Origin of the sequence: Lysinibacillus sphaericus (assembly GCF_015844675.1) — a bacterium.
In the GTDB taxonomy this organism is placed as follows: Bacteria; Bacillota; Bacilli; order Bacillales_A; family Planococcaceae; genus Lysinibacillus; species Lysinibacillus sphaericus_E.
The window spans coordinates 19,299-38,747 of the sequence record NZ_LDGC01000073.1; the positions used below are offsets into that span (position 1 = coordinate 19,299).

The following is a 19,449-nucleotide window of genomic DNA, read 5'->3' on the forward strand; positions in this document are numbered from 1 at the left end:
TCTTACCTTTATAACATGTATATCTAAAAAAATGCGCCTTCTATACAAAAGGCGCACTACATTTATTTACTTACGTTCTTCTTTTAACAATACTTCAGTACGATCGAACTCTTCTTCAATATCTTTATTCGGCTTATATGTCACGATGCTGACAATAACCGCTACAATTAAGCATACGAAGAAGCCTGGAACAATCTCATATAACGATTCAGATAAGACCTTTATTTTCCCCCAAACGAAGGCGGTTGCAGCACCTGCTATCATCCCACTGAGAGCTCCGTAATTTGTTAATTTTCTCCAATACAGAGACAGCAATATTACTGGACCGAATGCTGCACCAAAGCCAGCCCAAGCAAAGCCCACTAGGCCTAAAATAGAACTATCTGGATTCCATGCTAAAATCGCTGCGATAATAGCTACAACTAAAACAGCAACACGGCCAATAAAAACATAATGCTTATCATCTGCTGTTTTATTAAATATAGCTTTGTAAATATCTTCGACAAGCGCTGACGAAGTAACAATTAATTGTGATGAAATAGTACTCATAACCGCGGCTAAAATGGCAGCTAGCATTATCCCTGCAATGAATGGGTGGAATAGGATTTGGCCAAGTACAATAAATACTGTCTCAGCGTCCTTTAACTCACCCGCATTTTGTTCATAATATGCCACACCTACCAAAGCTGTTGCAATCGCGCCGAACAAACTTAACATCATCCAGCCAATACCGATACGACGTGCCTGCTTTGTTTCTTTTACTGAACTTATTGCCATAAAGCGTACGATAATATGTGGTTGTCCGAAATACCCTAGTCCCCATGCAAGTGATGAAATAATTGCCGCAGCAGTTGCAGTTGCTGGTAATAAACTTAGATGTTCAGGATTTACAGCTTTAATAGATGCTATTGTGTCTCCAATTCCACCTGTTAAAAACAATCCAAATAACGGTACAGAAATAAGTGCAACAAACATAATTAGACCCTGTAAAAAGTCTGTATAACTAACAGCTAAAAATCCTCCAAACAATGTGTATGCTACAACAACAGCAGATACAATCAATAAACCAGTATGGTATTCATAGCCAAATGAACTATCAAAAAACTTACCTCCTGCAACCATTCCCGAAGAAACATAAAATGTAAAAAAGATTAAAATAATAATACCTGACGCAATTCTTATTAGCTTTGTGTTGTCACGTAAACGATTATCTAAATAACTCGGAATAGTAATTGAGTCATTGGCAACTTGTGTATATACACGTAGTCTCGGTGCTACTAGTAACCAATTCAAATAGGCACCAATCGTTAAACCAATAGCAATCCAGGCCTCAACAATTCCAGATAAATAGATCGCACCCGGTAATCCCATTAACAGCCATCCAGACATATCTGCTGCACCTGCACTTAGCGCTGTGACAGCAGGACCTAGCGAACGCCCTCCGAGCATGTAATCGGTTAAATTAGATGTTTTAACAAATGCATACCAACCTATTCCTAGCATAGCTATCATATAGATGATAATCGAAAGTAATTGATACATGTTTGCAGACATATTTTTCCCCCTTATTCCCCATGAATCTTTTTATTAAAAATTCTCTATATTTAAAATACCACAAACATACAAGATAACCTATAATTATTCAACGAGCAAACTCTCAAATTTATAATAGCTATGCACATCATAAAGTATGTTAAACTAGTGCCATCTAAAACACGATAAAGAAGGCGAAATGTATGACATTTGAAGAAATGAAAGCTCAGCTTATAGAGGGGATTTTACAACAGCAACTTGTTACTGCGACAATCAGTCAACCACGTATGAAATCAAACGAAGTAAAACGTATAAAGCTAAAACCTATAATATTGAAGGACGCTTACCATATACAAGTTGAATATCAATTTGAACGTATTTTAAAGCATGAAAATGTTTTATTAGAAGATTTCCCTGAGAAACTAGAAGCATTTTTTACCGATTACCGCCAAGCACATATTGATTTTATTGATGAAAAAGTACAAGTGCAGCTATCAAAAAAGAACAAAGTACTATGGAAATCTGATAAGTCCTCGAAGCCAAAGCAAGTTAATTTAGCGCATAATCGCAAGAAAAACTATTTGCTGGCAGAGGATAAGCCATACCCATTTTTAATTCGCCTTGGCGTACAAACGGAAGAAGGAAAAATAAAAAAACAAAAATACGATAAGTTTAAACAAATCAACCGTTTTATCGAATTTATTGATGATGCATTAACACATTTACCAAAAGATCGTCAGGTTCGTATTTTAGATTTCGGTTCAGGCAAATCCTATTTAACATTCGCCTTATACCATTATTTAAAAATTGAAAAAGGCTTAGACATTCGTGTCACTGGTTTGGATTTAAAGAAGGAAGTCATCGAAGAATGCTCACAAATCGCACAAGATTTAGGCTATGAACAACTCGAATTTCTAGTAGGAGATATTAATGATTATAATGATGAGTCTGCTGTGGACATGGTAGTAACTCTACACGCTTGTGATGTTGCCACTGATATGGCATTGGCACGCGCTGTGAAATGGGGAGCAAGCGTTATTTTAAGCGTCCCTTGTTGCCAGCATGAGCTAAATCGCCAGCTTAATACACCAGCTCTTGATATCATGCTTCAGCACGGTCTCGTACGCGAGCGTTTTTCAGCGCTTGCAACGGACGCAATCCGAGCAGAAATACTATCACTTGTGGGCTATGAGGCACAACTTCTGGAGTTTATCGATATGGAAAACACACCAAAAAACATTTTAATACGAGCTTATCATACTGGTAAAAAGCCAAGCTCTGAACAGCGCGCTAGCTACGATGCGTTTTTAAAGTTACTAAATGCCAAGCCGTTTTTAGCGAATGAGTTACAGGCTTACCTATAAAATACCGCGTTATTTGTGAGTGAAGTGCAAGGATTCATGCTGCTTCCTACGGATATTTCATTGTGGAGCGCGGGTATTCACTCTCCTTCCGCGGGTATTTCATTGCGAAGCGCGGGTATTCACCTTCCTTCCGCGGGTACTTCATCGCGGAGTGCGGGTATTCACTCTCCTTCCGCGGGTACTTCATCGCGGAACGCGCGTATTCGTCTTCCTTCCGCGGGTATTTCTGAATTTACTTAAGCAAATTAACAGGGCGGTCCAATAACTTTTGGACCGCCCTTTCTATTATAGCTCTTGTCGTAAAGCTTGAATAACGTCAATTTTCGTGGCCTTTCGTGCCGGACGATAGCCTGAAATCATCGCTACACCAACACTAATCGCTGCTGCAATAATAACGAGCTGCCAAGGAATAAGTGAAAATGTAATGTCATTTTTACTAAATGCCTCTTCCCCAGTTGCTGCCTCTAGAATTACAGGCAGCGCAGCATTCGCTACGAAGCTAATAATATATGAAATAACTACAGCTATTAAAGTCCCAATAATACCAATGAACGTACTTTCCATTAAGAACAATCGTTGAATAAGCTTTGGACTTGCTCCAATCGCCTTTAAAACACCGATTTCACGAGTACGCTCTGTAACTGCCATTGTCATTGTATTGAAAATACCAATCGAGGCGATCAAGACAGCAATTGTTCCTACAAAAATTAAGCCAATCTTTAAAACTAGGAAAAATACATTCATTTTATCCAACTGCTCAGTCACCGAATAAACGTTATAGCCATCGTCTTTTAGTTTGTCTAAAATTGATTTTACATTTTCCATACTATCAGCGAAAATATTGAATTCTGAAAGAAACATGTCATCTTCTTTAACCTTACCCGTTGCTGCTAAATTAGTTGCTAGCATAGGCTTTTGCTCTTTATCCATATAAATAGAGTTATTGACCATCCAATCATAAGAAGGCTTCTTCATAACACCGACAATCGTATACTTTATTTTCTCGCCCTCTTCTGCACCATCAGTACGCGGCATTAATGCTAATTCGATTTCTTTACCAATTAATGAGTCCTTATACCCTTCCTCACTACCATTATAAAACGTGCCTTCCGCTTCAGCTTTTTTACTTTTCTCTTCAATAATTTTGCGCTCAGCATCATTTATTAATGTTTGAGCAAAATGATAACCTACAACGATTTCGTTTGGCTTTGTTGGATACTTCCCTTTTGCAAGCTCGCCACTTACTTGCTCAAAATCTTGCATATTCGCAACGTATACATCAGATAGTGTATCGCGGTCTTCAAAAAATGAATGTCCAGATGCATTGACAGTAATCGTTTCAAGTACGGTTTTCACATGTTCTATACTTTTTATTTCATGGATTTGTTCCTCTGTAAATTGATCATTACCAAACACTTGAATTTTCGTAATATTTTCATCCGATAATATTTCATTACGTATGGAATCCTGCAGCCCAAACCCAACTGATGCGAGGACAATCAAAAATGCACACCCCATCGTTGCCGCTAGTACTGTCATAAACACACGTAATTTATTTTTCTTTATATGCTGTGTAACAAAATCTAATTGATCTTTAAATAACATGTTATGCTTCCTCCTTTACAAGTTCCCCATCGTACATGCAGAAACGTCGATGTGCTATCGTTGCTACTTCCTCGTCATGAGTAATGATGACGAATGTTAAACCAAGCTCACGGTTTAGACTTTGAATGAGCAGCAATATATCTTGCTCTGTTTCTGAGTCAAGGCTTCCTGTCGGCTCATCTGCCAGCAAAATAGGTGGATTTGTAATTAAGGCTCTCGCAATACTAACACGCTGTTGCTGACCGCCCGATAATTCATTTGGGTAATGGTCTGCTACCTCCGTTAAACCAACCTTGTCCATTAATTTCTTCACCTTTTCAGTACGCATTGCTTTATTGATACCTTGTAACTTCAATGGTAGTTCAATGTTTTCAGACGCCGTTAAGCCTGGCATCAGTTGAAAGTTTTGAAAGATAAATCCGAAATGTTGCAAGCGAAAGGCTGCACTCTCTACTTCAGTAAAATTAGCTGCTTCTTTACCATTTACTTTAATAGATCCTTGTTCAGATTTCATAAATCCAGCTAGTATTTGTAATAAGGTAGATTTACCGGAGCCACTTTTACCAACAATTGCGACAATCTCTCCTTTTTTCACCTCAAAGTTGACACCTTTTAATACCGGAACCTGTTTTTCCTTGCCTTTCTTTCCAATTAAAAATGTATGTTGTAAGTTTTCGACTTGAATCATTTTCAAATAAACACCCTTTCACATTCTTTAAATCCAACACCATAACGTGTGGTTGATTTCCATTCCGACTGGGCGCTTTATCGCTGATGCCCAAGGAGTCGCCAGCCATAACGAAGATCAACATGGATATGTTTTTAACAAATATCATCCTAAATATATGGTGATGAGTCATTCTTTCTCCATTGTAGACAAGAATTCTTAATAAAGTGGAAGGATAAAAATGAAGATATTCTTAAGAAAAGGGAAAACTGTGCCAAAACAATCCCTTTACATTCCCTTTACAATTCTGACATATAAGTTATTCAAAATTTTATGTATCCATCGTATTCTTTTGTATTAAACAGAAAGTATAAATCCTTATAAAACCTATTTTTAAAGCGTTTTTCTGTATTAATAAAAACAAATACAGAGGTTCCATTATTATTTTGTGAGCAAATTGTATATTACAGGATTGTAAAGTTTTATGGGGAATAGAAAAATTTTATGTAGATAAATTAAAGATTTTGTTATGATAGTAAAGTTTAGAGGCCAATTTATTTATATCCAGGAGGATTCGATTTACATGCTTAACTCAAAAAAACAAGACCCTTTCTTTATAGCTTTGCATAAAATTGCTGAGAATATGAGAGAGGCCGTACATTACGCAAATGATTTTCGTATTAACAGTGTAGCTGACTTAAAAGAGATTAGCATTACTATGAAAAATTACGAAACAGCTGGTGATAAGCTCATTCACGAACTAATCGTGATGCTAAACAAATCATTTATGACACCTATCGAGCGCGAAGACATTCTAGAATTTGCAATTCGTATGGACGACGTATTAGATGGTACGGAGCATTGTATCGCTCATTTTGAAATGTTCTCTCTAACAGAAGTTGACGAATCAATGCGTACTTTCTTAGGCTATATTTCAAAAGGTGCTGATGAAATTGTGAAAGCAACAGAAGAGTTAAAGAAAAAGAATCTTATTGGCATGCGCCCACACGCAATTCTTATTAAGGACTATGAACGTGAATGTGATGAAGTACAACGTTCGTCTATTAAACAACTATTTTTAAATGAAAAAGATCCGATTCGACTTATTAAATATAAAGATATATATGAACAACTTGAAGATATCGCTGATCATTGCCAAAACGTTGCAAATACTATGGAAACAATTATCATGCGTAACGCGTAATTAGGAGATGGGCACTTACAATGAACACAATCATTATTCTAACCGTACTGGTCGTTATCTTTGCCCTAACATTTGACTTTATCAATGGCTTCCATGATACAGCAAATGCTATTGCAACTTCGGTTTCCACTAGAGCGTTAAAACCTCGCGTAGCTATCATGATGGCTGCAGTGATGAACTTTATCGGAGCTATTACTTTCGTCGGTGTTGCAAAGGCTTTAACAAAAGATATTGTAGATCCATTCGCTTTAAATGCCTTTGATGGAGATACAACTGGTTCAGTCGTTATTTTAGCAGCATTAATCTCCGCTATTATTTGGAACTTACTAACGTGGTATTTCGGTATTCCATCGAGTTCTTCACACACTCTGATTGGCTCCATTGCTGGTGCAGCAGTTGCATCTGCTGGCTTTGACGTTCTAAACTATGGCGGTTTCACTAAAATCATTATGGCCTTAGTGCTATCACCAATCCTTGCGATTTGCGCTGGATTTATTATGATGACACTGTTTAAATTATTGTTTAAAAACTTAAATTTATATCGTACGAATAAAGGTTTCCGTACGATGCAAATTTTCACTGCCGCCATTCAATCTTTTACACATGGTACAAACGATGCACAAAAGGCAATGGGGATTATGACGATGGCGTTAATCGCTGGTGGTTTGTATACAGGAGATGAAATTCCTTTCTGGGTACGAGCTGCAGCAGCAACTGCAATGGGACTTGGTACTTCTATCGGTGGCTATAAAATTATTAAAACAGTCGGCGGTAAAATTATGAAAATCCGTCCAGTAAACGGAGTTGCAGCAGATTTAGCATCTGCGTCTGTTATCTTCGGTGCTACATTAATTCATTTACCAGTTTCTACAACACACGTTATTTCTTCCTCTATCATGGGTGTCGGCTCTGCACAACGTGTGCGTGGCGTAAACTGGGGGATGGCGCGTAAAATCGTCACTACTTGGATTATTACAATGCCAATTTCTGCAGTTATGGCTGCTACGATTTACTTTTTATTATCGTTATTCTTTTAACTTCCTCCCACCTCTATAAATGGTGAGATAAATGCGAATTTCACGCAATTATGCCAAGGCATAATTGATTTTGATTGCATACTAAGACTCCTGTTCCTTATTAGGAACAGGAGTCTTTACATTATTACACGACAAAATGTGACACATCCTTTACACTATTTTAAAAGGGGGACAGTACCTATTATGAAAACTTTTTCAGCTTTTATAACAGCCCACGCTAAAGCTATCGTAGCCCTATGGTTCGTCATTTTCATTTCCATGGCTATGTTTGCTATACAACTTCCAAGTAAACTTCATGGCGACGGTTTCTTCGTGAAAGGAGATCATACCTACGTAACCAATGAGCTTGCCAAAACATTTGATTTACCTTCCGAGACAATTTTAGTCGTCTTCAATCCAGCTGATGATAAGAAGATTCAAGATACATTAAAAAAGTTGGAAAAAATTAAGGAGATTCATTCAATCCAGTCACCTCTCGATGATGCTTCTTTACAAAAGAACGGTATTGCTTATGCCATGATTCATCTTAAAAATAATGTTGATCAGCTACCTGATGTAGTGAAAGACATTCGTTCATTAATAGAGGATGACGGTGTGAGCATTACTGGCGGGCCTGTTATTTCAGCGGACATCAATACAGCCAGTCAAAAGGATTTAGCGTCAGCAGAGGCAATAGGCTTACCAATCGCTATCATAGTGCTATTACTAGCTTTCGGTACTGTCGTAGCCTCCATCTTACCTATCGTTATTGGCGTAGTTACTGTTGTCACTGCGTTTGGAATATTGACTTTGTTTAGCGGTAATGTCAATTTATCGATTTTTGTATTAAATATAGTACCCATGCTTGGACTTGCATTAAGTATTGATTTTGCCTTGTTATTTATTAACCGGTATCGCGAAGAACGTGCTCACACATCCATTGTACAAGCTATCCAAACGTCTATACAGACAGCTGGCCGTTCAATCATCTTTTCTGCTGCTTGTGTCATGATCGGCTTAGGTGCCATGATTGTCATTGACGTCGAGATTTTTCATAATATCGCTTTAGGAGGCGCAATTGTTGTATTTCTTGCAGTACTTTCCGGCTTAACCTTGCTACCTGCTACGGTGATGTTATTAGGAGATCGCCTTAATAAATGGCGCCTTTTACGTGTAAAATCTGATGGTACAAATCGTTGGCGTGGTTTTGCCGGTTTTGTCATGAAACATCCTGTTGCCATCGTTATTGCGGCTTTATTATTACTAGGCATAGGCATGGTTCCATTGAAGGATATTAATCTTACAATTCCTCAGGTGGATTCGTTACCGGCTAAATATGAGGCACGTGCTGCTTATGATCAGCTAGATGAGACGTTTGGACTTGGCGATACCTCAACATTATATTTATTAGCCGAACGTAAAGATGGCTGGAAAGATAATGAGGCAAGAAAGCTTATTTACACTATTCAAGAAAAGTTGCTTGATGACCCATTAGTAAATCATGTTTCAACCATTTATACTACAGCTAACATTAAGTCACCCGAGGAACTGACTGCTTCTTTGAAAACTCCACAAGTGGCAGAACAAATAAAACCAATTCTAAACACGTTTGCTAAAGATAAACAACTTTTCATCCCAATTACATTGGATGCAGCCGGTTCATCCACTACCGCTCAAGAATTTGCTCGAACATGGAAAGATAAAGATTTAGGTGTGGATTTTACGCTCGGGGGTCATGCGAAATTCAATCAAGAGATTTTCGATGAAATTGCTAGTAAAATTTTCTTGGCTGTATCTATTATTATCGTTTCAACGTTCTTTATTTTAATGGTCGCTTTCCGCTCTATTTTAATCCCACTGAAAGCAATTATTATGAATATCATTGGACTTTCATCAGCCTTCGGTATTCTCGTCTATATTTTCCAATATGGACATTTGGGCATTGAAGCCGGTACGATTGTCCTTATTATCCCAGTAATTGTATTTTGTCTTGTATTCGGCTTAAGTATGGACTATGAAGTCTTTTTAATATCTCGTATTCAAGAGGAATATCAAAAAGGGGCGGATAATACACGTGCCACGATTGACGGTCTAACTTCTACAAGTCGTATCATTACGTCAGCAGCGCTTATTATGATTGTTATAACAGGGGCATTTGCTTTTACAGATGTGATGCCCGTGAAGCAAATTGGGGTTGGTATAGCAATTGCGGTCGCCATCGATGCAACTATTATTCGCCTCATGCTTGTTCCTAGTCTTATGAAGCTCTTTGGGGACTGGAATTGGTGGCTGCCCTTTGCGAAGAAACAGAAATAAACGGACATCAATTATGCCTCGGCATCCGGAATCGGCTTTGTGTTCGGACACCATCTGAAAGAAATAAAAAAAATCCGCTCCCTCACTCAAAGGTTGCGGATTTTTCCTTATTTTGAATAAATACGGTCGTACCATTCTTTTGCAGCTTCTACCTCAGGCATTGTTAGCTGATGACCATAATTAAACCATACAGTTGTCACATCGGCCCCAGCTGACGTTAAAAGCGCCTCTAAATCTTCAGATTCCTGAGCAGTACACATTGGATCATTCGTTCCAGCACCGATAAAGACAGGAGTTGAAGAAAGTGTAGGCAATTTAATATCGCGTCTAGGCACCATTGGATGGTGCAGTATTGCACCTGCTAGAGCATTCTCATAATGAAATAATAGGCTAGCAGCAATATTCGCGCCATTAGAATAGCCGATAGCAACAACTCGATTACGATCAAAAACATACTGCTCCGCTGCTTCTAATAAAAAGTCATTTAATTCCTTCGTACGGAAAATTAAATCCTCTATATCAAAAACACCTTCCGCTAATCTTCGGAAAAAGCGTGGCATACCATTTTCAAGGACATTTCCACGGACACTTAAAATACTTGCTGTTTCATCAATTTCCTTCGCAAGGCCAATTAAGCTTTGTTCGTTTCCACCTGTACCGTGTAACAGTAAAAAAATTGGTTTTGTTTCATCTGTTCCTTTATAAAAAACGTGCTGCATTTACAGTCCACCTCTCGATTATCTTGAATTCGAGATAATTGTAGCTTGTGGCAAAATTAAATTCAAGCTCTTTGACTTATTAATTTCACGATTTTCACTATTTGGCTGTTCCTTATGATCTTTATAAAATTTTGTGATCGTAAATACTGAAAATAAACAAGCAGCTAGAACAACAACAATAACTATTCCCACTAATTTTTTCCCATTCATTCGTTCGAATCCCCCGAATTACTTATTTCTTTTTACGAAAACCTTCTTCAAGTAAGTATTCTTTCGCAGCATCGTGTGTACCAAAGGCTTCCTCTAAATTTTCACCATGATAAACATTCCACGAACGTTGCTCACAGGCTAGCATTAATTGAGCACCTTCACGATTTTGCCATAGCTCTTCGATCGGCTCTTGCTCCTCTGCTTCTTCCGATAAATATTGAATGGCATCTTCAATAATTTCACGAAGTTGTTGTTCATCGTAGTCACGAATATTTACTAAGCCTTTATCGCTTGCTTCTTCCTCGTAGCGCAATAAATCACCGACAAATACGAAGCCGTTGCCATTTGGGTGTAGTTTTTCCACAACAATTGTTTTTTCATAAAGGCTTTCCATAAAGTGATAATTTACGCGTTTCAATGAAATTTCCTTCTTTGTTAATTCAGGAAATGAGTCAATGATGGCTTGCTTTTGTTCAAATGTTAGCATATAAAAATGCTCCTTTTCTATTCAATATCTCTTTTAGTATAACTTATTCTTCCTGTTATAATGAAGTAAAATGGGCAGTACTAAAAGTAAAGTTTCATGTCCATAACGTGTGGATTGATTGTGTGGGTTGATTTTCCGTTCCGATTGAGCGCTTTCCTGGGGGCGTCAGGGCAACAGATGTCTTTTGCGCGAAAGCGTGAGTGCAACGTAGCGGCAGCAGCAGGATGTTGGTCACGAAGGCGTTATCACAGGACGTGATGCTTTTAGCCTTCGTTCCTCTACCCGCTTCGCTTCGCTGCAGGTCTCGGGCCAACACGATGTTGGTCACGGAGGCGTTATCACAGGATGTGATGCTTTTAGCCTCCGTTCCTCTATTGCTAATCCCCGAGGAGTCGCCCAATCTCCACTCCAATCAACTTATTCGCATAGCATACGTTTTAACAAAATGTCATTCCTAAATTACGATGGAAGACCCATATTAGAAAATCACATCACTATAATGTAGAGTCGATTTCCGTTCCGACTGGGCGCTTTCCTGGGGGCGTCGGGCCAACAGATGTTTTTTTGCGCGAAAGCATAGCGACAGCGGCACCGAGGCAGGTCACGAAGATCAACTTATATACATGACATACTCTTTAGCAAAATTGATGATGAAACAAGAAACTAGAGCCTAATCATTTTCTACTATAAAAGTAAAAATCCACTTAGACTCCCTATGGAAAAAGTAAGAGCACAATGATGTTGCTCATATCTTATCCACGGAAAGCGAAGCGGATTTACCTTTTACAATTATGCTAGAATTCCTATGAAGGTTTTTCAGACACCCTACAAATTCATAACATTTTATCTTTTACAAACTGAATAACATGTGCAACGTATAGTTCCCGGTAAGGGACAAATTGTGCAGTACTTACAGGGCGCATAATTTTCGCTCGTTGACCATCAGGGAAATATTCATAGCCTTCTATATTTAAAGTAGCTGTTTCTCCTAAAAAGAATGCCTCTGCCTCGTCAAGCTTAGCTCGAACGACCCCTGACACTTCCTCATACTGCAAGTTAAATGATTCCCAATCATGTTTGAATGGATATAAAAAAACATGACAAAATTCATTGTCAATCATGTTTTCTGAAACGATACTGCAAGATGTCATGCCCATTTTAACTACTTCGTGTACGTCAACATCGAGTCCTAGCTCTTCCTTTACTTCGCGAATTCCTGACTCCACTGTCTCTACGGCTAATAAATGCCCCGCTGCTGTAATATCAAGCAAACCAGGATAGTCCTTTTTTTGTGCACTACGGATTTGGAAATAGATATAGTCCTCATTGACAAGCCAACAGTGGAATGTTTCATGCCACAGCCCTTTTTCATGTACCTCTGCTCTCGTTGCTGTCCCTATCTGTTCATGCTGTTCATTAAAAACTTTTACAATTTCTTGTTCCATTTTTTCCGACTCCTATACCGACTTCGTAGCCTTTTTCTTAATCACGTTCCGTTCATCATAAATATTGGATGCGATTACTTTTAATACTGCATAAAACGGTACAGCAATGATAATACCGATAAAGCCTGCAATATTACCTGCTGCTAAAATAACTGTAATAACGGTTAACGGATGGATGTCGAGTGTTTTCCCCATTACATTAGGCGTTATAAAGTTACTATCAATTTGCTGCGCCACGAGCGTGACAACAGACACCCATATGACTAACACTGGATCCTGAACAACAGCCACGATCAACGCTGGTGTAAAGGCAATCCATGGTCCTATAAACGGAATCATATTCATAAAGAAAGCAAATATAACAAGAAGCAATGAATATTCTAAACCTATAATTAAATACCCAACATACATAATGAGTGCAAGTAAAAAACTAATTTGTAGCTGTCCTTGTATGTAGCTACGTAAAACACCATCAATTTCACTTAACGTTTTCTTCACCCATTCACGGCGTTCACCACTAAAATATTTATAAATTGATGGTGCAAATTTTTCATGATCCTTCAACATAAATATAAAGAAAAACGGAATTAAAATTGCTAATAAAGAAACGGAAACAACTGATTGTAAAAACGAGACTAGTCCCTTACTTGCCGCAAAAGCAATATCCTGCACAGAATTCGCCATATTGTCGATAAAATCTTTTAACTGTGGCGGGAAGTTATTCTTGTTTTTCAATACATAATCAGCTGCATCTTGAATACTAGCACTAATCTGCGGTACATTTTTCGCTAAGTTATTTACCTGTACGGCAATCGGATTACCAACGATCCACCCAAAGCTACCAACAAGCGCTATTAATCCAACGACTATCGTTAATATGCTCGCCCATCTCGGCCATTTACGCTTCTCTAAAAATCTCTGAATCGGTTCTGTAACATAATACAAAACACCGCCAAGCAATAATGGTACAAAAATAGCCTTTAAGATAATAACAAGCGGCGAAAAAATCCAATGAATCTCTATAAAATATTTAATGACTAGTAGGGCAAGTAAAATCCCTACGCCTACTTGAAACCAAACTTTCCTCGTCACTTTAATTCACTTCCTTTTATCTCAGTTACTGAAAATACTACTTATATATTAACCATTTCGCAAGTATCCTATTAATTATTGTCTAAATATGAGAGTTTATCAATTATGTCTCGGCATAATTGTAGCTGCCGCTTTGCTTTCGCTACAAAAGACACTTGCTGAAAGAAGTTAAAACAAAAAAATTGCAACCCTCCAATGGGCAATCTCGCAAGCCCCTCAAATGCCAAAGCATCCGAGGAGGCTCATACGGTTTGCCTTCCACAGGAGTGTCGCAAATTTCCACAATGTAGTAGTTTATAATTTTGTATCGTCTACTGAATTTAAGTAATCTTCAATATCTCCAATAACCGATTCAACACAGCCGTCCTCAAATGGTGAAATTAAGCCTGCTTCTTTTACAAGCTTCGTAAAGGACATAGAACCACCTAAACCACATAAATGAGTATAGTCCTTCCAAGCAGCTTCAAATTCTTCACGTGAACGTTTCCAGAACTGGAATGCACAAATTTGCGCTAACGTGTAATCAATGTAATAGAACGGACTTGCATAAATATGTGCCTGACGTTGCCATATACCACCTGCTTCTAGATAACTATTATGATCATAGTCACGGTGTGGTAAATAGGTCTCTTCAATTTTTTTCCACGCAGCTTTACGTTCAGCTGGTGTCATATTCGGATTTTCATAAATCACATGCTGGAACTCATCAACTGCAACACCGTAAGGAAGGAATAATAAGCCACTACTTAAATGTGTGAACTTATATTTTTCTGTGTCCTCCTTAAAGAATAGCTCCATCCATGGCCATGTGAAAAATTCCATACTCATCGAGTGAATTTCACAAGATTCATATGTTGGCCATAAATACTCTGGGATTCCGATGTCACGACTTGAATAAACTTGGAAAGCATGTCCAGCTTCATGTGTTAACACATCGATATCACCTGAAGTACCATTAAAGTTCGAGAAGATAAATGGTGAGTGATAATTTTCGATAAATGTGCAATAACCGCCACTCTCTTTACCTTTCTTCGCTACTAAGTCCATTAAATCATGGTCAATCATAAAGTTGAAGAATTCACCCGTCTCAGGTGATAGCTCCTCATACATTTTTTTACCGTTCGCAACAATCCATTGCGGATCGCCTTTTGGTGTTGCATTTCCTGATACAAAGTTGAACGCTTCATCGTAGAACTTAAATTCAGAAATACCAATACGTTTAGCCTGACGTTCATATAACTTAGTTGCAATAGGTACGATTAAATCACGAACTTGGTCACGGAATTTCTTCACCATATCTGCATTGTAATCAATGCGATTCATTCGAACATACCCTAGCTCGACATAGTTTTTATAGCCTAATTTAACAGCGATTTCATGGCGCACTTTAACAAGTTCATCATATAGTCGATCAAATTCCTCTTCATGCTCAGCAAAGAAGCCAAAGCGTGCATCCGTTGCCGCCTTACGCATTTCACGATCAGTAGACTCTGCATACGGTCCAAGCTGGGCAAGCGTTAATGTTTCACCATTAAAGTCAATTTGCGCAGAGGCAACAAGCTTATTATATTCTGAAACGAGCTTGTTCTCCTTTTGCATTAGATCAATGACTGCTGGTGAAAATCCTTTAATTTGATAAGTTGCTAAATCAAATAATTGCTGGCCCCATTTTTCTTCTAACTGCTCACGGAATGGTGAAGCGATTAGTGCTTTATAATATTCTGTTGTTACCTCTTCTAGCTCAGGTCCAACCTCATCAAAATAATCGCGTTCTGCATGATAGAATTCATCATTTGTATCAATCGAAGCACGAATGTACACTAGGTTCGCCATCGTGGCATAGTCATTACTCAATCCGTTTAATTGCTCAATTATTTCACTTTGCTCGTCCATCGTTTGCGCATTTTTAAATTGGTCAATGAAAGATAATTGTTGCTCTTTCATTGTCTCAACTTTTGGACGGCTGTATTCATAGTCTTTAAATGTTTTCATAAAGTTTCCCCTCTTTCTGTCATATACCCCGTTATATTTCTATTATATGCCAAATCTATGATATTAAGAAATAAAATCAGAACACCCTCTGAAAATAACTTAAATTCGCATTCATCTCACCACCTATAGAAATGGGAGACTTCTGTACCCGACGCTACGCTTTCGGTACAAAAGTAATTTGCTGAAAGAAGTTAATAGCCAAATACATATGTTTTTAATAGTGCGGCCTTTTCACGTAGCGTTAACTTCAATTCCACCGATTTTGGTGTTTTTGCCGCAACGACATCTACTTCAAAGCCTAAAGACTCCGCTAAATATTTTGCACGCTTTAAATGAAAATCATTAGAGACAATTGTGATTTTCTTAGTTTCTTTAGGCAAAAGTTCTTTACTAAATAATAAGTTCTCATAAGTTGAAGTAGATTGGTCTTCCACTATTATTCTATTCGTATCAATACCATTGTCCTGTAAGTATTTAAGCATGACTGAAGCCTCTGTCCGATCTTCATCTTCCCCTTTCCCACCTGACACAATCACTTTTACAAGAGGATACTTTTTCAAATACTTTACTGCCTCTTCTAATCTATTTTTCAAAGAAAGCGATGGAATTCCTCCCGGTTTTACCTTTGCTCCCAGGACAATCATGTATGTAGCTGTTCCGTTTGCAGCTGGCTGGACACCCTGTTTCATCTCCTCGCCGAGCCATATATAAACAACACTACCCATAGCAAGTAATATAACCCCTAATCTTATTACCCATTTCTTCACAATTGATTCCCCCTTGCCTTTTATTAACGTTTAGGCAAAAAAAAGGATGCTTGTACTGAATTTGCTGTACAAACATCCTAATTGATTATCTTAATATAAAGCGCTTAATAGAATCCTGTAACGCTGTTATTTCATCTGTTAAATCATTGGAAGATTCACTAACAACCTGAATGGCACGCTGTTGCTCATCAACGGATGCCGTTACTTCCTCTGATGCAGCAGCATTTTTCTCACTAATCATCGCAATACTTTCGATAGATTGCATAATGTTATTTTTTGAGCCATTCAAATATTCTACTCCAGTAGTCATTTCTTTAATAATAGAAATGATTTCTTCTACGGCCAATTCTATTTCCTTAAAGGATGACTCTGTTATGGCCACCGAATCATTTTGCTGACGAACAATGACGTTTGTTTTCTTCATCTCATCGTTCACTAAATTAGTTTCACTTTCAATCCCTTTTAGGGTTGTACGCACTCGCTCTGTTGCTACAGATGTTTGATCCGCTAACTTACGTACCTCCTCAGCAACAACCGCAAAGCCTTTGCCATGCTCCCCAGCTCTAGCGGCCTCTATCGATGCATTCAATGCAAGTAGATTTGTCTGATCAGAAATCTCCGTAATCGTACCGACAATACCTTCAATTTCCCTAACTTTCACAATTAAGCTATTAAATACAGCACGAACATTATTAATTACTTCTGAAGACTCATGTGATGTCTCTTTTAAGCTCTTTAAATTTAAAAGCCCGTCTTGATTTGATTGCTTCATATTTTGAGATGCATCAAGCATTACTTCATTTTTGTCATGCAATAATTCAATCTGTCGCGCAAAATCAATAGCTGTCCTATTCGTATCCTCTGCATCTGAAGCTTGCATTAATGCGCCGTTTGAAACCTCATTTATCGCTTTTACTATTTCATCTCCATAAGCATTTGTTTCCTCTGCCACAGATGTTAAATTTGACGATGTCGATTGAATTTCTACAATAGCTTCCTCTACATCTGTAATTAATGTTTTCAGTTGATCAACCATTTCATTAAAGCCTTCATTTAACTGACCAATCTCATCCGAGCGTTGTAGATTTTCAATTTCTACAGTTAAATTCCCTTTGGCTACCTCACGTACACGTTTCGATAATTTTCGCACCGGTAAAGCTAAATGTCTTGAAACCATTATGACAACTACAGTACCTATAATGATGGCACCTAATAATGTAATACCAATAACGAATAATAATGAATTAGCCCCTTCATTAAAATCTTGCATATATGTACCCGATACAATGATCCATCCCCAATTTGGATCCTTTGCAGAATAAATTATTTTATCAGCTACTACATCTTGCCCTGGTAGCTCAAACTCATATTTGGTATATCCCCCACCGGCAAGTGCTTTTTCGGTTACTTCCCGAATAAAGTAATTTCCGCTACTATCTTGATCGTTCCATAGGTTATCCCCTTCTCGAGTCGGATGGGTTGTTAATGTCCCTTTATCATCTAAAACATATAGATAACCATACTCCCCCAAGTCTCCAGGATAATTAATTGGCCTCTTTCCTTCACTATCCTTCGGTCCTAGAAATGCCTCCCGCACTTTCTCCTGTGCAACTTCTAAAGGAACGTCGCCCCTTTTAACACTCTCATTTGCAAGCTCGATTAATTGCAAAGAAGATTCAACACTATTTTTAATAACTTGTTCACCAATATCATCCAGACCTTTTTTCGCTTTACTATAGCTAGCTAAGCCTATCACTAAGCTAGGTATAATTAATAATGCTAGTGAAATAATAATTAGTTTCCCCTGTATCGAACGTGAAAACTTCATGCTTTAGCCCCCCTTTTTTTCCTCTTTCACTATGACTATCAATCTATATTATGTTATTATTCGGAATATTTCACAATGGGTAAAACGTAATTTATGTTTGAATTCTTCGCCTTTTTACGCAAATATGCTTGATAACTTAACACGGGGGATTTTCATTCCTACTAGGTCCTTTCCAGGGGGGCGTTTTGTGCACAAAGGACTCCTTTCCGATTCCGTGACATCTGCCGGAGGCTTTAGGCCAACGGATGTTTTTTGTACCAAAAGCGTAACGACAAGTACAGATATTTGGACACTCACTGAAAGAAGTTAAAAACCAGTAGCTTAAATCGCTACTGGTTTCAAATGTTTATATTATTCGCCTAAATCAGCATTATGGTAAACGTTTTGGACATCCTCTAAATCTTCTAATGCATCAATTAATTTTTCAAATTTCGCAATGTCGTCTCCAGTTAATGCTACCTCTGTTTGCGGAAGCATTGAAAGCTCTGCTACTGTAAATTCTTGAATGCCTGCCGCTTTTAGTGCTTCTTGTGCAGCAAAGAATTGATCCGGCTCTGCATAAATGATGACAGCCTCGTCTTCTTCAAGAATATCACGAGCATCAACATCTGCTTCCATTAAAATTTCAAGAACTTCATCTGCTGATTTACCTTCTAAACCAATAACCGCTGTTGCATCAAACATATAGGCAACAGAACCACTGACACCCATATTCCCATTGTTTTTACCAAATGCTGCACGTACATCAGAAGCTGTACGATTAACATTATTCGTTAAAGCATCAACGATTAACATAGTGCCTGCTGGTCCGAAACCTTCATAACGTAATTCGTCGAAGTTTTCATCGCCGCCACCCTTCGCTTTATCAATTGCTTTTTCAATAATATGTTTAGGAACACTGTATGTTTTTGCACGCTCAAGAACAACTTTAAGGGCACGGTTTGATTCAGGATCTGGCTCGCCTGATTTAGCTGCCACATAAATTTCACGCCCAAATTTCGCATTGATACGGCTTGTGCTTTGGTCTTTAGACGCTTTCTTTTCTTTAATATTGTTCCACTTACGACCCATTGTTTCCACTCTCTTTCAAATTATAAGTTGTTTATCAATTACGCCTTTGCGTAATTGCGTCCGGATTTTGAATTGTGCTAGCACAATTCACTCCTTTCAAAATCCGTGACATCCGCTGGAGGCTTTATCTTCA

Annotated in this window: 16 protein-coding genes; 4 read left to right on the forward strand and 12 right to left on the reverse strand. The window is 38.1% G+C overall.

All coding sequences use genetic code 11. The features are described 5' to 3' along the window. Window positions 1-66: 66 nt before the first annotated feature. Entirely contained in the window at window positions 67-1,554 is a 1,488-nt protein-coding gene (gene putP, locus ABE34_RS17830; protein WP_197143803.1) for a sodium/proline symporter PutP, read from the reverse strand. Between the two features lie 182 nt (window positions 1,555-1,736). On the opposite strand from putP, the gene ABE34_RS17835 reads away from it, so the two are divergent. Continuing rightward, window positions 1,737-2,897, forward strand: coding sequence for a class I SAM-dependent methyltransferase (locus ABE34_RS17835; RefSeq protein ID WP_197143804.1), 1,161 nt, complete (start codon window positions 1,737-1,739; stop codon window positions 2,895-2,897). Window positions 2,898-3,182: 285 nt separating this feature from the next. Here the strand turns inward: ABE34_RS17835 and ABE34_RS17840 are convergent, their stop codons facing one another. Both ABE34_RS17840 and ABE34_RS17845 read right to left on the reverse strand, forming a co-directional pair. After that, window positions 3,183-4,502 carry an ABC transporter permease gene (locus tag ABE34_RS17840; RefSeq protein ID WP_197143805.1) on the reverse strand — a complete coding sequence of 440 codons (1,320 nt, stop codon included), beginning with the start codon at window positions 4,500-4,502 and terminating at the stop codon, window positions 3,183-3,185. A gap of 1 nt (window position 4,503) precedes the next feature. After that, window positions 4,504-5,190 carry an ABC transporter ATP-binding protein gene (locus ABE34_RS17845; protein WP_197143806.1) on the reverse strand — a complete coding sequence of 229 codons (687 nt, stop codon included), beginning with the start codon at window positions 5,188-5,190 and terminating at the stop codon, window positions 4,504-4,506. A 562-nt stretch (window positions 5,191-5,752) separates the two neighbouring features. Between ABE34_RS17845 and ABE34_RS17850 the strand changes: the two genes are divergently transcribed. The 3 genes from ABE34_RS17850 to ABE34_RS17860 all read left to right on the forward strand — a co-directional run bounded on the left by ABE34_RS17850 (window position 5,753) and on the right by ABE34_RS17860 (window position 9,705). Continuing rightward, window positions 5,753-6,373, forward strand: a complete 621-nt coding sequence (locus ABE34_RS17850; RefSeq protein WP_197143807.1) for a DUF47 domain-containing protein — start codon at window positions 5,753-5,755, stop codon at window positions 6,371-6,373. A 20-nt stretch (window positions 6,374-6,393) separates the two neighbouring features. Beyond that, window positions 6,394-7,410 (forward strand): inorganic phosphate transporter, encoded by a 1,017-nt coding sequence (locus ABE34_RS17855; protein WP_197143808.1) that lies wholly within the window; start codon window positions 6,394-6,396, stop codon window positions 7,408-7,410. Between the two features lie 183 nt (window positions 7,411-7,593). After that, entirely contained in the window at window positions 7,594-9,705 is a 2,112-nt protein-coding gene (locus ABE34_RS17860; protein WP_197143809.1) for an MMPL family transporter, read from the forward strand. Window positions 9,706-9,812: 107 nt separating this feature from the next. On the opposite strand, the gene ABE34_RS17865 is transcribed toward ABE34_RS17860, so the two are convergent. From ABE34_RS17865 to ABE34_RS17905, 9 genes are all read right to left on the reverse strand, one after another. Next, window positions 9,813-10,424: an alpha/beta hydrolase gene (locus ABE34_RS17865; RefSeq protein ID WP_197143810.1), complete on the reverse strand. Its 612-nt coding sequence runs from the start codon at window positions 10,422-10,424 to the stop codon at window positions 9,813-9,815. Window positions 10,425-10,442: 18 nt separating this feature from the next. Continuing rightward, a complete protein-coding gene (locus ABE34_RS17870; RefSeq protein WP_197143811.1) occupies window positions 10,443-10,634 on the reverse strand; it encodes a hypothetical protein in 192 nt (63 codons plus the stop codon). A 22-nt stretch (window positions 10,635-10,656) separates the two neighbouring features. Continuing rightward, a complete protein-coding gene (locus ABE34_RS17875; RefSeq protein WP_197143812.1) occupies window positions 10,657-11,121 on the reverse strand; it encodes a hypothetical protein in 465 nt (154 codons plus the stop codon). A gap of 833 nt (window positions 11,122-11,954) precedes the next feature. Continuing rightward, on the reverse strand, window positions 11,955-12,566 hold the full coding sequence (locus ABE34_RS17880; protein ID WP_197143813.1) for an NUDIX hydrolase: 612 nt from the start codon (window positions 12,564-12,566) through the stop codon (window positions 11,955-11,957). 12 nt (window positions 12,567-12,578) lie between these two features. Further along, complete coding sequence (locus ABE34_RS17885; protein ID WP_197143814.1) at window positions 12,579-13,658, reverse strand: AI-2E family transporter; 1,080 nt, start codon at window positions 13,656-13,658, stop codon at window positions 12,579-12,581. A gap of 294 nt (window positions 13,659-13,952) precedes the next feature. After that, complete coding sequence (locus ABE34_RS17890; RefSeq protein ID WP_197143815.1) at window positions 13,953-15,650, reverse strand: M3 family oligoendopeptidase; 1,698 nt, start codon at window positions 15,648-15,650, stop codon at window positions 13,953-13,955. Between the two features lie 191 nt (window positions 15,651-15,841). Beyond that, the gene (locus tag ABE34_RS17895) at window positions 15,842-16,417 is read right to left on the reverse strand and encodes a YdcF family protein (RefSeq protein ID WP_346655582.1); all 576 of its coding nucleotides are present in this window, start codon (window positions 16,415-16,417) and stop codon (window positions 15,842-15,844) included. An 85-nt stretch (window positions 16,418-16,502) separates the two neighbouring features. Beyond that, complete coding sequence (locus ABE34_RS17900) at window positions 16,503-18,245, reverse strand: methyl-accepting chemotaxis protein (RefSeq protein ID WP_197143816.1); 1,743 nt, start codon at window positions 18,243-18,245, stop codon at window positions 16,503-16,505. A gap of 351 nt (window positions 18,246-18,596) precedes the next feature. Then, window positions 18,597-19,316, reverse strand: a complete 720-nt coding sequence (locus ABE34_RS17905) for a YebC/PmpR family DNA-binding transcriptional regulator (RefSeq protein WP_197143817.1) — start codon at window positions 19,314-19,316, stop codon at window positions 18,597-18,599. Window positions 19,317-19,449: the final 133 nt, after the last annotated feature.

Coding starts and splice junctions, on each gene's coding strand:
- ABE34_RS17860 (WP_197143809.1), top strand. CDS start 7,594: ATGAAAACTTTTTCAGCTTTTATAACAGCCCACGCTAAAGCTATCGTA.
- ABE34_RS17840 (WP_197143805.1), bottom strand. CDS start 4,502: ATGTTATTTAAAGATCAATTAGATTTTGTTACACAGCATATAAAGAAA.
- ABE34_RS17850 (WP_197143807.1), top strand. CDS start 5,753: ATGCTTAACTCAAAAAAACAAGACCCTTTCTTTATAGCTTTGCATAAA.
- putP (WP_197143803.1), bottom strand. CDS start 1,554: ATGTCTGCAAACATGTATCAATTACTTTCGATTATCATCTATATGATA.
- ABE34_RS17890 (WP_197143815.1), bottom strand. CDS start 15,650: ATGAAAACATTTAAAGACTATGAATACAGCCGTCCAAAAGTTGAGACA.
- ABE34_RS17835 (WP_197143804.1), top strand. CDS start 1,737: ATGACATTTGAAGAAATGAAAGCTCAGCTTATAGAGGGGATTTTACAA.
- ABE34_RS17880 (WP_197143813.1), bottom strand. CDS start 12,566: ATGGAACAAGAAATTGTAAAAGTTTTTAATGAACAGCATGAACAGATA.
- ABE34_RS17855 (WP_197143808.1), top strand. CDS start 6,394: ATGAACACAATCATTATTCTAACCGTACTGGTCGTTATCTTTGCCCTA.
- ABE34_RS17845 (WP_197143806.1), bottom strand. CDS start 5,190: ATGATTCAAGTCGAAAACTTACAACATACATTTTTAATTGGAAAGAAA.
- ABE34_RS17865 (WP_197143810.1), bottom strand. CDS start 10,424: ATGCAGCACGTTTTTTATAAAGGAACAGATGAAACAAAACCAATTTTT.
- ABE34_RS17870 (WP_197143811.1), bottom strand. CDS start 10,634: ATGAATGGGAAAAAATTAGTGGGAATAGTTATTGTTGTTGTTCTAGCT.
- ABE34_RS17905 (WP_197143817.1), bottom strand. CDS start 19,316: ATGGGTCGTAAGTGGAACAATATTAAAGAAAAGAAAGCGTCTAAAGAC.
- ABE34_RS17875 (WP_197143812.1), bottom strand. CDS start 11,121: ATGCTAACATTTGAACAAAAGCAAGCCATCATTGACTCATTTCCTGAA.
- ABE34_RS17900 (WP_197143816.1), bottom strand. CDS start 18,245: ATGAAGTTTTCACGTTCGATACAGGGGAAACTAATTATTATTTCACTA.